11 protein-coding genes and 1 CRISPR repeat array are annotated in these 14,432 nt (G+C 37.2%); all 11 genes read right to left on the bottom strand.

All coding sequences use genetic code 11. The features are described from left to right. Positions 1 to 191: 191 nt before the first annotated feature. The 11 genes from ruvC to prc all read right to left on the bottom strand — a co-directional run bounded on the left by ruvC (position 192) and on the right by prc (position 14,331). Positions 192 to 761, bottom strand: coding sequence for a crossover junction endodeoxyribonuclease RuvC (ruvC, locus tag QV06_RS10090; protein ID WP_065238024.1), 570 nt, complete (start codon positions 759 to 761; stop codon positions 192 to 194). A 470-nt stretch (positions 762 to 1,231) separates the two neighbouring features. Then, on the bottom strand, positions 1,232 to 1,972 hold the full coding sequence (locus tag QV06_RS10085) for a YebC/PmpR family DNA-binding transcriptional regulator (protein ID WP_065238023.1): 741 nt from the start codon (positions 1,970 to 1,972) through the stop codon (positions 1,232 to 1,234). A gap of 12 nt (positions 1,973 to 1,984) precedes the next feature. Further along, a complete protein-coding gene (nudB, locus tag QV06_RS10080) occupies positions 1,985 to 2,437 on the bottom strand; it encodes a dihydroneopterin triphosphate diphosphatase (protein ID WP_065238022.1) in 453 nt (150 codons plus the stop codon). Positions 2,438 to 2,440: 3 nt separating this feature from the next. After that, entirely contained in the window at positions 2,441 to 3,328 is an 888-nt protein-coding gene (locus tag QV06_RS10075) for an RsiV family protein (protein WP_065238021.1), read from the bottom strand. Between the two features lie 13 nt (positions 3,329 to 3,341). Next, on the bottom strand, positions 3,342 to 5,111 hold the full coding sequence (gene aspS / locus QV06_RS10070; RefSeq protein ID WP_065238020.1) for an aspartate--tRNA ligase: 1,770 nt from the start codon (positions 5,109 to 5,111) through the stop codon (positions 3,342 to 3,344). A gap of 142 nt (positions 5,112 to 5,253) precedes the next feature. Continuing rightward, the gene (gene cmoA, locus QV06_RS10065; RefSeq protein ID WP_065238019.1) at positions 5,254 to 5,982 is read right to left on the bottom strand and encodes a carboxy-S-adenosyl-L-methionine synthase CmoA; all 729 of its coding nucleotides are present in this window, start codon (positions 5,980 to 5,982) and stop codon (positions 5,254 to 5,256) included. Between the two features lie 410 nt (positions 5,983 to 6,392). Beyond that, positions 6,393 to 8,327, bottom strand: coding sequence for an LTA synthase family protein (locus QV06_RS10060; protein ID WP_156542052.1), 1,935 nt, complete (start codon positions 8,325 to 8,327; stop codon positions 6,393 to 6,395). A gap of 102 nt (positions 8,328 to 8,429) precedes the next feature. Then, positions 8,430 to 9,071 (bottom strand): MBL fold metallo-hydrolase, encoded by a 642-nt coding sequence (locus QV06_RS10055; protein WP_065238017.1) that lies wholly within the window; start codon positions 9,069 to 9,071, stop codon positions 8,430 to 8,432. A 17-nt stretch (positions 9,072 to 9,088) separates the two neighbouring features. Beyond that, positions 9,089 to 9,649 carry a YcbK family protein gene (locus QV06_RS10050; protein WP_065238016.1) on the bottom strand — a complete coding sequence of 187 codons (561 nt, stop codon included), beginning with the start codon at positions 9,647 to 9,649 and terminating at the stop codon, positions 9,089 to 9,091. Positions 9,650 to 9,748: 99 nt separating this feature from the next. After that, complete coding sequence (locus QV06_RS10045; protein ID WP_065238015.1) at positions 9,749 to 11,149, bottom strand: L,D-transpeptidase family protein; 1,401 nt, start codon at positions 11,147 to 11,149, stop codon at positions 9,749 to 9,751. 278 nt (positions 11,150 to 11,427) lie between these two features. Continuing rightward, positions 11,428 to 11,817: a CRISPR direct-repeat array (repeat unit 28 nt; unit sequence GTTTTCTGCCGCATAGGCAGCTTAGAAA). A 510-nt stretch (positions 11,818 to 12,327) separates the two neighbouring features. Next, positions 12,328 to 14,331 (bottom strand): carboxy terminal-processing peptidase, encoded by a 2,004-nt coding sequence (prc, locus tag QV06_RS10040; protein WP_065238014.1) that lies wholly within the window; start codon positions 14,329 to 14,331, stop codon positions 12,328 to 12,330. Positions 14,332 to 14,432: the final 101 nt, after the last annotated feature.

Below are 14,432 nucleotides of genomic sequence, written 5' to 3'. Positions count from 1 at the left end.
CTCATTCCAATCAGATTTTCCGGGCGGCAAAAAAGAGATTTTTCTCACTACGTTCGAAAAATGATCACTTTTTTTGCCTGAAAATCTGACTTCCATTCGGGCAAGTGTGAGAGGGAACCCATTAGACATTTATTAAGAATTGTTAGTCAATTTAATCTTTCAACAAGCTGTACTGCTTGTTTATCAAATTTTTATTTTTCTGCTTTCAAACGAAAGCGTCCCCGACTATATCTTGCACGTAACAAAGCCGCATTTCCCGCTAATTTAGATTGTCCTGCTTGAGCAACTTGTAGTGAATATTGATAAGAGTGAGCGTGAGTAATGGCAATCGCTAACGCATCTGCGGCGTCAGCTTGTGGTGAAGCAGATAATGTTAAAATTTTTGTCACCATATGCTGCACTTGCTTTTTATCAGCGGAACCAATTCCTACCACAGTTTGTTTCACTAATCTTGCCGCATATTCAAAAACCGGTAATTGATGATTGGTTGCGGCAACAATTGCTGCTCCTCTTGCCTGTCCTAGCTTTAGCGCGGAATCAGCATTTTTCGCCATAAAGACTTGTTCAATCGAAAAAACATCTGGCTGGAATTGAGTAATAATCTCCGTTACACCAACGTAAATTCGTTGTAGTCGTGTCGGAAGATCATCAACTTCAGTACGAATTACACCACTGCCGAGATAGGTGAGTTGTTTGCCTTGTTGGCGGATAACGCCATAACCGGTTAGGCGTGATCCGGGGTCAATGCCGAGAATAATCATATTGAATGTTAAAAATATTAGGGTTTTGCCTATCTTTCTGGGAAGAATAGGCCCTATTTAGTCCACAATATTTGGCTACTAATTCTTTCACTAAATTATAAATTTAGGTTTCGCCCTAAAGGGCGACCTACTTTTATTCGCAAGCAAGCTTGCTCACCCTAACGGGCCGTTGCAAGCAACGTTCAAAAAGCTATCGCTTTTTGTCATTACTTGTGTAAAGAAAACGAAGCAAAAGAAACACGCCCTCGCACACTTGCTAATCCTCATTCCAATCAGATTTTCTGGGCGGCAAAAAACAGAGATTTTTCTCACTCCGTTCGAAAAATGATCACTTTTTTTACCTAAAAATCTGATTTTCATTCGGGCAAGTGTAAGAGGGAACCCAAATGAACCATTTATCAAGATTTATGAATAGGATTTCACTTTACTAGTAAAAAGGGGGCTAAGCCCCCTTTTTTAACTCATCATTCTTACAATAATGCTGCTACTTCATCACTCATATCACCATTGTGATATACGTTTTGCACATCATCGCAATCTTCTAACATATCAACTAAACGCATTAGTTTTGGTGCTGTATCCGCATCTAATTCCGCCGTAGTTGATGGGATCATACTTACTTCAGCTTCATCAATTTTAAAGCCGGCTTCAGTTAATGCATCACGTACTGAACTAAGATCTTCCCAAGCAGTATAGATCTCAAAACTGCCATCATCTTGTGGCTGTACATCATCTGCCCCTGCTTCAATAGCCGCTTCCATTAATGCATCTTCATCAGCTTGATTTACTAAGATTAAACCTTTACGTGTAAATAAGTAAGCCACTGAACCATCAGTACCTAAATTTCCACCACATTTAGTAAAAGCGTGGCGAACTTCCGATACAGTACGTTTACGGTTATCCGTTAAACATTCAACAATAATTGCTGTACCGCCTGGACCATAACCTTCGTAAACAATAGATTCCATATTGGTATCATCGCCACCACCAGCACCACGTTGAATAGCACGATTGATTGTGTCACGAGTCATATTATTTGATAATGCTTTATCAACCGCTGTACGTAAGCGAGGGTTTGAACCAACATCTGGTCCGCCCATTTTCGCTGCGGTAACTAACTCACGAATTAATTTAGTAAAAATTTTCCCACGTTGTGCGTCTTGCGCCGCTTTGCGGTGTTTAATATTAGCCCATTTACTGTGACCAGCCATGAAAAATCCTCTTTAATTTTCAATAGGTTGATGTATTACAAATTTTTCTATCGCTTGCGCGTTATTCCATGATTTTGTCATCTTCATTGCAGTTTCTGCTTCAACCCAACGATAGGCAGAGTGTTCTGTTAAACTGACAGCACACTCCTCTGCTAACGGTAAGGTAAACCAATATTCGTGACAATGCGTTACATTCGGTGCATAACGTGCACGAAATTGGGCAAAGATTTCAAAATCAACTTCATAATGACAATCTTTAAGCATACTTGGTAAGGTAGAAATATCTAATTGTAATTCCTCAAACACTTCCCGTTTTGCCGCTTGCGCTGGTGTTTCGCCTACTTCTAAACTGCCCGAAACAGATTGCCAAAAATCCTGATCGTCTTTACGTTGCAGCATTAATACCCGTTTTGTATTGATACAATACACAACGACCAGAACCGATTCAGGGTGTTTATATTTCATCATTTACTCAGAAATAATCGTTTTTGTTGTATTAAATAAATATTCAGGTTTTACCACATCTATTAAACGTTCATACGGAATTAATAGCTGGATTTCACCTTCTACATAAGCACCGAGTTCATAAGGTGGGTAACTTAACAACATTCCATTATAGGTAAAGGTAAAGTTATCTGTTGGCTCTGCAGCCCACCCCATATCGGCACGCTCTTGCAATAATTGCTCCGCTTTATCGTGATCGGGTTCATTTTCTACTGACGCCACATAATCCAGATAAGCTTCTTGCAATAAATTATTAAATGCTTTTCTTTGATTTGGTAATAGCACATCATCAATGCTTAATACTTTTTTCGCTTTTAAATCAAAGTTAATAAAGTGTGTAGCATAAATACCATGTGCACCACCTGCATAATGGAAGAAATAATCACTAAACATCGCTAATTGTTGGTTTTGTGCCATAAAGCGAGGCTGATATTCAAGCGAATATCCAAAAGGCGCATACTCTGCATCTTTGAATAGTGACGCTACATCATCAATATACGCTTTTTTGAGCTGATCTAGCGGTAATTTATCCCATTCAGCTTGTTTTTTTGCACTCTCTGCTTCTGAAAGATTAGGATCATTAACTTGTAGCAATTTACGCGCCGCATCATCAAAATATTGATTAATCCAATCAACATTCGTCGCTAAACTTTGTAAATCAAGTTGATAACAACGATCCTCTGCAAAACATTTTTCATCTCGTAAAAAAGTCACTGTTTTTGCACTGACTAAAGGTAGCTGATCTTTGGCTTCATTTTGTGGTGGAGTTACTTTTTCAGCGACCTTTTCTTCTTTGCAGGCAAATAGGGCTAACCCACTTAAACAAAGTACGCCCCATTTATATAGTTTCATTTTTGCCTCTTTACTACTCTTTTCCTTTTACCACTTGAATAGCTAACTCTTGTAAGGCTTGTGCATTAGCAAAACTTGGCGCTTCAGTCATTAAGCAAGCTGCTGCTGTTGTTTTAGGGAATGCAATCACATCACGAATATTTTCTGTTCCAGTGAGTAACATAGTTAAACGGTCTAAACCAAATGCTAACCCTGCGTGTGGTGGAGTTCCAAATTTTAAGGCATCTAACAAGAAACCAAATTTTTCATATTGCTCTTGTTCATTGATACCAAGAATACGGAATACGGTTTGCTGCATTTTCGGATCGAAAATACGCACTGAACCACCGCCCACTTCATAACCATTAATCACCATATCATAAGCGTTAGCTACTGCATCAACTGGTGATTTTTCTAACTCTTCTGGTGATACGTGTGCTGGGGAAGTAAACGGATGGTGCATTGCGGCTAAACCACCTTCACCATCATCCTCAAACATTGGGAAATCAATTACCCATAATGGCGCCCATTGATCAAGTTTAGTTAAGCCACAGTCACGTCCTAATTTCAAACGTAACGCTCCCATTGCATCAGTCACCACTTTATAGCTATCAGCACCGAAGAAAATAATATCACCTGTTTGGGCTTGAACACGTTCTAATACTGCTTTTAATACATCTTCCGATAAGAATTTTGCAATTGGACTTTGTACTCCGTCCATACCCGCAGCAAGATCGTTAATCTTCATCCAAGCTAAGCCTTTCGCACCATAAATACTAACGAATTGTGTATATTCATCAATTTGTTTACGGGTAATGCTCACGCCATTTGGTACACGAATTGCGGCAATACGCCCTTTTGGATCATTTGCTGGACCACTAAACACTTTAAAATCGACGTCTTTTAATAAATCTGCCACATCCACCATTTCTAATGGATTACGTAAATCTGGTTTATCTGAACCAAAACGACGCATTGCTTCTGCAAAGGTCATGACAGGGAACTTACCTAAATCTACGCCTAAAATTTCTAACCATAATCCATGAACCATCTCTTCCATAATTTCACGCACTTCTGGTGCAGTAAGAAATGAAGTTTCCACATCGATTTGGGTGAATTCTGGCTGACGATCCGCACGTAAATCCTCATCACGGAAACATTTCACAATTTGATAATAGCGATCAAATCCCGCCATCATTAATAATTGTTTAAACAGTTGTGGGGATTGTGGCAAAGCATAGAATTTTCCTTTATGCACACGGCTGGGTACTAAATAGTCACGTGCACCTTCTGGCGTTGCTTTTGTAAGCATTGGTGTTTCAATATCAAGAAAACCATGACTATCCATAAAACGGCGTACATAACTGGTAATTTTTGCACGTGTTTTTAAGCGTTGTGCCATTTCTGGACGGCGTAAATCTAAATAACGATATTTTAAACGTTGTTCTTCAGTATTATTTTGGTTGAAATCTAATGGAAGTACATCTGATGCGTTATAAATTAAAACATCGGTTGCAGAAACTTCTACTTCACCAGTCGCCATATTTTTATTGATTTGGTTATCTGGGCGCGCAATAACTTGACCTTTAATTTGGATACAGTATTCACTACGTAAATTTGCTGCTTTTTCAAATGCTTGTTTATTTTGTGGATCAATAAATACTTGGACAATCCCTTCACGATCACGCATATCGATAAAAATTAACCCGCCTAAATCACGACGACGGTGAACCCAACCACTAAGAGTAACCTCTTGACCAATATGACTGCGGTTTAACGCACCGCAATAATGTGAACGCATCATAATAATAAATCCTTGTTTTTAAAATTAAGCTAAAAATTAACTTGGCGATTATAGCGAAAATCGCTTCTAGTTTGAATTGGATTCATTCATTTCCCGCAGAAATCTATGAAAAATTTCAATCTGGATAGCGTAATTTTGGTTATTAGGCTTTAATCGCTAACATTGAACCAAAATTAAAGCATTGGAACCACATCACAACGTGTTGAAATCCGATCTTTTCTAACAATGCTTTTTGACTAGCAATGCTATCTGTTTTCATCACATTTTCTAATGCCGTCCTTTTTTGGCTGACTTCTAATTCACTGTACCCATTAGCTCGTTTAAACGTATGGTGTAAATCAATTTGCAGATCATTAATCACATCGTCTTCAAAACGATATTTTTCTGATAACACTAAAATTCCCCCTTTAGTTAGCCCTTGGTAAATTTTGCTTAATAGGGCTTCTCGATCTGCTGGCGGAATAAATTGTAGTGTAAAATTTAACACCACCATTGAGGCATTATTAATGTCAATCTGGCGAATATCATCACATAAAATTTCAACCGAAACGTCACTATGGTAAGCAGCTAAATGTTGGCGACAACGTTGTACCATAGGTTCAGAATTATCAATACCGTAAATTTTTACCCCGTCACAATGCACATTACGACGAATCGAAAGTGTCGCTGCACCACGTGAACACCCTAAATCATAGACATTCGTTTGTGGTTGAACAAAACGCTCCGCTAACATTCCGATTGCAGTAATGATATTTGAGTATCCCGGTATAGAACGTTGAATCATATCAGGAAACACTTCTGCAACACGTTCATCAAAGGTAAAATCGCCCAATTTTTCGATAGGGGCGGAGAAAATCATATCTTTAGCCATGGATTGTTTAACTTGAAATGAAAAAAGGTGTTTATTGTAATAGAAAATGTTTGTTTTTTTAATAGGGATTATATTAGTAACAATGTAATCAAAGATAGTAGTCAAAATAAGAAAACATTAAAGGATCAGACAGTTAACAAATCTAAATTTAATCACAAATCTTAATAAGTGTTTAATGGGTTCCCTCTCACACTTGCCCGAATGCAAATAAGATTTTTAGGCAAAAAAAGTGATCATTTTTCGAACGGAGTGAGAAAAATCTCTGTTTTTTGCCGCCCGAAAAATCTTATTGGAATGAGGATTAGCAAGTGTGCGAGGGTTTGCTTTCTTTTGCCTCCTTTTCTTTGCAAATCAAAGAAAAGGAGGTCGCCCTTTAGGGCGAAACCCAAATAATATTACAATTAAAATAATTATTTATTCTCCGCCGGTAAATGATACAACCGATTTTTATACAAATAACTTCCCCATAAAGCATAAGTTAACGCTTGTTTTTTCATCTCAGCTGGCACTTCTGCCGGGCGTAATACTTTCTGTGCTTGATCGTAGTTAAACCCTTCTGGCTGCTTATCTGGTTGTAAAATTACAACCTGATGCTGTTGATTCATCAATGCCATTGATTTATCGAACTGCATTAATGCTCGATTCGGACTATATTTGGTTAAATCAAAACCTAACATTGGATATTCAGCATCAATTCCAATTAATGAAAGTAGTGTCGGTGGCATATCAATTTGGCTAACAAGACGATTATCTTGTTTAGGCGCAATTCCATCACCAATAATTAATGCAGGAATATGGAAATGGGTAATTGGCACTAAAGAAGCCCCGGCTACTCGTGAATCATGGTCAGCAATCACTAAGAAAATAGTATCTTTCCAGTAATCAGATTGCTTCGCTCGTTTGAAAAACTCACCAATCGCAAAATCAGCATATTTTGCTGCATTATTTCTGGTCGCTTTTGGTTGTTCATATAGCTCAATTTTATTATCTGGAAATTCAAATGGATCGTGATTGCTTGAACTAAAGACTAAACTAAAGAACGGTTTCCCTTCTTGGTGTAACTTGCGAAACTCTTGATCCGCTCTAGCAAATAAATCCTCATCAGATACACCCCAAGTTCCTTTAAAACTTGGATTTGGATAATCTTTTTCATCAATAATGTATTTAAATCCATTACCATAGAAAAAGTTTGCCATATTATCGAAATGTTTTTCCCCACCATAGATAAATGAAGTGTGATAACCTCTGCGAGCTAATAACTCTGCAATGGTGAAGAAATTATTTTGACTATTGGTTAATTTCACTACGGCACGTGCTGGTGTAGGTGTAAAGCCAGTAACTACTGCCTCTATACCACGTACCGAGCGTGTTCCTGTTGCATACAAATTTTCAAACCACCAACCCTCTTTACTTAATTGATCAAGATTTGGTGATAGCGGTAATCCCCCTAACGAACCAATAAATTGTGCTCCCAAACTCTCCTCTAATAAAATAACGAGATTTTTAGGTTTACCACGATAGGTTGCTTCATTTTTGCTTAATAATGGAATATCGCCGGCAATATAATCACTCTCTGGGCGTGGATGCAAACCTTTGAGCGTCGCTAACATATCTTCTGGTTCTAAGCGCCCATAAATTTCTGAAGATTCTTCTTCATGGCGCATTTGTCGCATTGCAAACATCACCGAATAGCCCGAATTCAATACCAGTGAATTAATCAGTGGATCCGACGAAAATGCAACCATTGATGGATTAATTCCACGATGATCAAAGGTTGATCTCGCCCCCATAAACACTAATCCCGCAACCACAACGGCAATTACAGGACGATATAGCCAGCTTCCCGCATTCGCATCACGTACCACATACCCCGATAACTTCCAATATCCCCATGTTGCCAATACTGTCACAATAATTGAAATAATCATCGTCACTAAATGGCCCTTAGCTAACATAGTAAAGACTTCACGTGGATTAACTAAATATTCAACAAAAAGACGATTTGGACGGAAATCATAGGTACTAATAAATTCTGGTGTGGCTAATTCCATAAATAGGATAAACACAGATCCTGCCGTTAATACCACCCGCAATACCACTCTAAATACAGAACCAAATTGCGTTTTATCTAGAAAGAGTGCTGAAAGCAAAGCAAATAGGCCAAATAGCCAACATAGCGAAACCACGTCCATACGTACACCTTGTACCAGGAGTGGAAACCAACCATCCACTGCATCAACCCGTTCTTTCTGCCAAAAGGCTAAACCAAGGCGGCTCACTGACAAAATAATTAAATTCAGAACGAAAAAATAGAGTACTGGATATAGAGAGAAAACCCGCAACATAATAATTTTAATCCTCATCTTCCTGATATTTTGTTTGGAAAAATAAAACCTCCAATAACGGAGCAGCTATTAGAGGTTTATCGATAAAAAGAGTTCATTTATCTAGTCGATATTTTGTGCATTTAAAAAAGGATTTTGTCTTTTTTCATCTGCAATTGTGGTTAATAACCCATGACCAGCAACAATTTGCGTATCATCAGCTAGTGGCCAGAGTTTTTCTTTGATACTTTTGATCAGTTGTGAAAAATCTCCACCGGGAAAATCTGTGCGTCCAATACTACGACGGAATAATACATCACCAGTAAATGCAATTTTTTCTTCTTGATTAATAAAGCCAATATGGCCCGGCGTATGCCCTGGCAAATGTAATATGGTAAAACAAAGTTCTCCCACTTCAATAGTTTCCCCTTCATTTAACCAACGATCTGGCGTTAAAGGCGCACAATATGGTAATCCAAATTGTTCTGCTTGTTGTGGTAATCCTTGTAACCAATAATCATCTGATTTTTCTGGTCCAAGAATATCAATATTAAATTCACGTTTTAATTTCGCTGCAGCGCCAACATGGTCCAAATGACCATGCGTAAGTAAAATTACTTTTGGGGTAATTTGATTTTCATTAATAAATTGAATAATTCGTTCGGCATCACCGCCCGGATCAATGATAGCGGCATTTTTTTCGTCATCCCAAACAACAGAACAATTTTGTTGAAATGGCGTAACGGGGATTATTTGTACATTCATCATGTTTGTCTTGTCGATCAACTACCACGCCAAGTACGATTAGGACCTGTATCGACATGCACAAAATTGCTTCTTGGGTAATAGCCAACCCCACCATTATTCAATGATTGTGCAACTTTACGTACATTATCCAGTGAAACATTAGCAATACGGAAATCAATGGCTTGTCCGCGCATATGATAGCTATTACTTGCTACGCCTTTGCTACGACGATGCATTGCTGCATTTGTTGCTGGCGCACGATAACCGCAAATTACCGAAATTTCACATGAACGTAATCCTAAGCGCGATTGGATTTGATAGAGTTTAGTAAATAAGCGAGGATCCATATTATGGACTAAATTTGTGCGTCTATCACGCATAAGATAATTTAACTTCTGTAAATCTGTTCTAGCGACGCCTTTACCCGGAGCAATTGGGGAACTTAATTTTTCGCCTGTATTAATATTTTTGAAATGTAGGACTTTTGGTGCAGCAGTAGATAGTACAGCAAACGCAGAATTAGCGACAAATGAACTACCTAACATAATACCGCCTAACGATAGCCATTTGCGGCGAGAATGATCAATATTACACATTTCCTTGTTCCTATTGGTAAGTGTGATTTATCAGAGGTCAAACAGAAAGGCTATTGCATAAACAATAGCCTTCAGGATTATACTGATTTTTTCTCTAGATTAAAGCAAATATTGTTGTAGAAGTGTTTTACTTGTGTCATCTAGTACCAATTTTTTGTCATATCCATAGATATCTGCCACAGTATGTAGTTTACCTTCGGCATCAGCCCAAGCTGTAACATAGTATAAATACACAGGATTATTTGATTGAATTGGCACAGAAGTCGTTTTACGGCTCTTCAACACTTGTGCTTTTTTGTCTAATGTCCAACCAGACTCTGTTAATAATAGCGTTGCTAACTCATCTGATTTATTCACCCGTACACAGCCTGAACTAATTGCTCGATTCTTATTGTTAAATAAGCGATGATTTGGCGTGTCGTGTAAATAAATCGCATCTGAACTTGGCATATTAAATTTAAAATTACCTAATGCACTATCGCCACCTGGTGCTTGACGTAAACGATATGGGAAGCGTTTTGCTGTCATATTATCCCAATCGATCGTATATGGATCGATAGTATTTCCTTTACTATCAATAATCGTATAACCATTACGATAGATATAACTTGGATCTTTACGCACTTTTGGAATTAAATCTTCATTAATTAAGCGAACTGGCGCATTCCAAGGCGGATTCACCACAATATTACTTAATTTACTTGTCATCACGGGTGTTTTACGTGCTTGTTTACCAACAATAACTCGTGAATCTAATACTTCTTCACCATTGCGATAATAATGAAGGTGATAAGTCGGAATATTCACAAAAATACCTGTATGGAAATCAGGAATAAAGCGTAACCGCTGCGCATTAATCGCTAATTTCGCTAACGTTGCATTATCCAATGTTTGTTGCTGCATACCAGCTAAAATTGCTGCTACTGTATGAGCATAACGTTGATTTGGCTGACTATATTTTTGTACAAATGTCAGTAACTGTTGTTGATCAACCGCAGATAACCAAGATTGAATCATCTCATCTTTTGGTAATTTTGCACTATAACGATAACTGTCATACAACCAATTTTGTGCATTTGCAGTAACATTCTCGGCATAATTCAAATAATTCAACCAACTATCTGTAATCAAAATATCAGCTGCTAAACTATTTGTATCAACTTGGTTCAATTGCGCTAATTGTTGTTTTACATCTTTTGAAATGTCAGTTAATCCAAGTAACGCATAATCACGTAAAAATAATTTTTTCGCTTCAGCATCTTGCCAAATTGGAGAAAAATTACGCGCTGCATAAATTTCAGCTAATTTTTCAGGAAAAACGAGCTTAATTCCTTGTGTTGCTTGTTGTAACTTTTCTAAATTGGCTTGTTGATCAACTTGTAATTGAGAAGTTTGGGTCGTAGGCTCTGTTGTTGGTGTAGTTACCACCTCTTCTGCAAAGCTTACTTCCATCATCGCAGATAATAAAATTGTGGTGATAATATGTTTTTTTTGCAACATATTAACCTCCTCTATTAGTTCTTTAAGTTATTAAAATAGTTAAAATTATGTAACATTATAAAATAAGATTATTTTTATTTCATCTTTTCTAATAAAAAGTTATATCGACCTCTTACCAGATTATTTTCAAGTTAATTATTTTATTTACCCCTTTATTTTTTATTAAAAATAACCGATTGATTTTAAATAATTTTTACCACCTTGACAAAAAAGGGGTAAATCACTAGATTTGTATATTATCCCTTGGTATTTCTGGGGTAATGCGTTTTTGTGTTGTAGTTTTCTGCCGCATAGGCAGCTTAGAAACTGATGTCGTATGTATGGCGATTATTGAGTTTTGTTTTCTGCCGCATAGGCAGCTTAGAAATCCTGTTTTTAAAAAATGTTCTGTGACTTCTAGTTTTCTGCCGCATAGGCAGCTTAGAAATTGATTGGTTTGCAGAGGCTAAACCAAATCCTGTTTTCTGCCGCATAGGCAGCTTAGAAAAAACGGAGTTTATATGCAAGTGCCTTTCTTTAGTTTTCTGCCGCATAGGCAGCTTAGAAATTTTTCTGTGTGTGATGGCAGGTATTTCACGATGTTTTCTGCCGCGTAGGCAGCTTAGAAAAAAGGGTGATGCTGATATGCTAAAACGCATGTGTTTTCTGCCGCATAGGTAGCCTAAAGTTAAGGGGCTTTTGTCCCTTGATAATCCCAAGTTTTAAGTAATCAAACAATCAAATAGCTAATTTATTACTAACTTTTCTATTTTACTTAATCTATTACTTTAACCTTAAGATACAAAATCACTTTTACCACGAGAAGCAATTCAGTTTACTGATAAAGTCTATTGAATATTTTTTAGATATTTTTGCTCTAATTATCATTTAGGCTTCGCCCTAAAGGGCGACCTCCTTTTCTTTACTCGTATAAAGAAAAGGAGGCAAAAGAAAATACGCCCTCGCACACTTGCTATTCCTCATTTCAATAAGATTTTTCGGGCGGCAAAAAACAGAGATTTTTCTCACTACGTTCGAAAAATGATCACTTTTTTTGCCTAAAAATCTTATTTGCATTCGGGCAAGTGTGAGAGGGAACCCATTAAACACTTATTAATATTTGTGACTAAATTTAGATTTATCATCAAACAAAATCGCCTCTACAACGAGAGGCGATTTTTTCTTTTCTACTGAAATTTTTATTTGCTAGGAAGCATATCTACTGCCATATGCTCTACTTCTTTTAACACAAAGTCTGGTGCTTCGTAATCTTTTGGTAAGTCATCCAATTTTTTAAGTGGCTTCTTGCCCTCACGTTTAAATCTTTCATTTAGATCTTTTAAGCGTTTTGCATCATCTTTATCATTTTCTGTTTTACGCTCATCTAAATTCAATGATAAGAATTTACGTTCATTACGTTGATCACGTGTCGCAATATCTTGATTCAATACAATAAATTCAGGATCGTTCGCTACACGTTCTTTATGACGCTCGGTTAAAGTTTTTACAATTGAAGATAAATCACTCACCTTTTTATAGGGTGCTTCTGGAATTTTATCCCATACAAGTGCATTATCTTCTTTGCTTTCTCCATACTCAGACTCATCAATTAGTTCCGCAATTTTAACATCTGGTGCAACACCTTTTAATTGTGTACTACCACCGTTAATACGATAGAACTTCTGAATAGTATATTGAATTGCGCCTAATGGAGTTGGATCTGTATCATAAATAAAGTTTAGTGGACGACTTTGTTGTACAGTCCCTTTACCAAAGGTATTTTGCCCTACAATCACAGCTCTACCATAATCTTGCATTGCAGCAGAGAAGATTTCTGAAGCTGACGCACTGAAGCGATCAACCAATACAATCATCGGTCCGTTATATAACTCTTGAGGATCTAAATCTTCGTGGACACGAATACGGTTAAACGCATCACGTACTTGTACCACTGGACCATCCGTAATAAACAGACCACTTAATGTAACCACTTCTGTTAATGAACCACCACCGTTATTACGTAAATCAATGATCAAGGCATCTGCTTTTTTCTCTTTCATTTCATTTAATAATTTAACTACATCCGCAGTTAAACCATTATAGAAACCTGGAATCGTAATGACAGCAATATTCTTATCATCAACTTTTTCCACTTTTAATTTTGCAGCACGATCTTCAATTCGTACACGATCACGAACTAAAGTGATAATTTTAGTTTTACCACCTTTTGCTGGTTCGATTTCTAAACGAACTGTTGTACCTTTTTTCCCTTTGATTTTTTCAACAACATCATCAAGACGCCAGCCTACAACATCTTCAATCTCACCTTTGTTACCTTGACCAACCCCAACGATTTTATCGCCAGCTTTGATTTTTTTACTTTTATCAGCTGGTGCTCCTGGAACAAGGGATTTGATAATAGTTTCATCATCTTCTGATTGTAATGTTGCTCCGATACCTTCTAAAGATAAATTCATATCTTCTTGGAAGCTTTTCGCATTACGTGGAGAAAGATAACTGGTGTGAGGATCAAGTTCTCTCGCAAATGAATTTAAAAATAGTTGTGTAATATCATCTGCTTTTGTTTGAGTCAGACGTTTGATCGCTAAATTATAACGTTTTACCAATTTTTTCTTGATTTGTGCCCAAGATTTACCTTGTAAACGCATAGAAATCACATCGTTTTTCACACGCTCTTTCCACAATTTATCCGCTTCTTCTTCTGTTTTTGGGAACGGCGCTTTACTACGATCAATTTCAATCTGATCTTTCTCTTTTAAATTTGGCTCTTTATCTAATAAAGAAAGTGCGTAGGTATAACGTTGATAACGACGTTCTTGTAACAATTTATACATATCAAATGCCGCGGATAAATCCCCAGCAACGAGATCATCATCAAAATGTTTTGCATATTTGCTACGTAACTCATCAATATCTGATTGTAGGAAAGTATTATGGCTATAATCCAGAAAATCGATATAGCGATTAAAAATCTTTTCCGACATAGCATCATCAAGTGTAAATTTCTTATAGTGTGATTGGATTAATCTCGCTGTAACCCGTTTTGCTTCTGTTGAGTTTGCTTCTGTTGCAGCGGGTATAACGATTTTATCTGCACTGATATCTGGCTTAACTGCCCATGCTGGTACATTGGTGAAGAGATACCCGATGATAATGCTCTGTGCAATTTTCTTGAACTTCATTCGTGTCCAATCCTCTTAACTTCGATAAATTTATCAATCAATTTGAACTTGTGTTAGAAACGTGAAGCAGGTTTCCCTGCTTCATTGATGATTATTTACAA

The sequence above is a fragment of the Gallibacterium genomosp. 3 genome (assembly GCF_001678475.1).
In the GTDB taxonomy this organism is placed as follows: domain Bacteria; phylum Pseudomonadota; class Gammaproteobacteria; order Enterobacterales; family Pasteurellaceae; genus Gallibacterium; species Gallibacterium faecale.
Note: the sequence above shows the minus strand (reverse complement) of the source record. Positions and strands in the feature narration are given on the sequence as shown.

Bases quoted from the DNA above. Each gene is read 5' to 3' on its own strand.
- aspS (WP_065238020.1), bottom strand. From the start codon at position 5,111: ATGATGCGTTCACATTATTGCGGTGCGTTAAACCGCAGTCATATTGGT.
- ruvC (WP_065238024.1), bottom strand. From the start codon at position 761: ATGATTATTCTCGGCATTGACCCCGGATCACGCCTAACCGGTTATGGC.
- nudB (WP_065238022.1), bottom strand. From the start codon at position 2,437: ATGAAATATAAACACCCTGAATCGGTTCTGGTCGTTGTGTATTGTATC.
- QV06_RS10075 (WP_065238021.1), bottom strand. From the start codon at position 3,328: ATGAAACTATATAAATGGGGCGTACTTTGTTTAAGTGGGTTAGCCCTA.
- QV06_RS10050 (WP_065238016.1), bottom strand. From the start codon at position 9,649: ATGTGTAATATTGATCATTCTCGCCGCAAATGGCTATCGTTAGGCGGT.
- prc (WP_065238014.1), bottom strand. From the start codon at position 14,331: ATGAAGTTCAAGAAAATTGCACAGAGCATTATCATCGGGTATCTCTTC.
- QV06_RS10055 (WP_065238017.1), bottom strand. From the start codon at position 9,071: ATGAATGTACAAATAATCCCCGTTACGCCATTTCAACAAAATTGTTCT.
- QV06_RS10045 (WP_065238015.1), bottom strand. From the start codon at position 11,149: ATGTTGCAAAAAAAACATATTATCACCACAATTTTATTATCTGCGATG.
- QV06_RS10060 (WP_156542052.1), bottom strand. From the start codon at position 8,327: ATGTTGCGGGTTTTCTCTCTATATCCAGTACTCTATTTTTTCGTTCTG.
- QV06_RS10085 (WP_065238023.1), bottom strand. From the start codon at position 1,972: ATGGCTGGTCACAGTAAATGGGCTAATATTAAACACCGCAAAGCGGCG.
- cmoA (WP_065238019.1), bottom strand. From the start codon at position 5,982: ATGGCTAAAGATATGATTTTCTCCGCCCCTATCGAAAAATTGGGCGAT.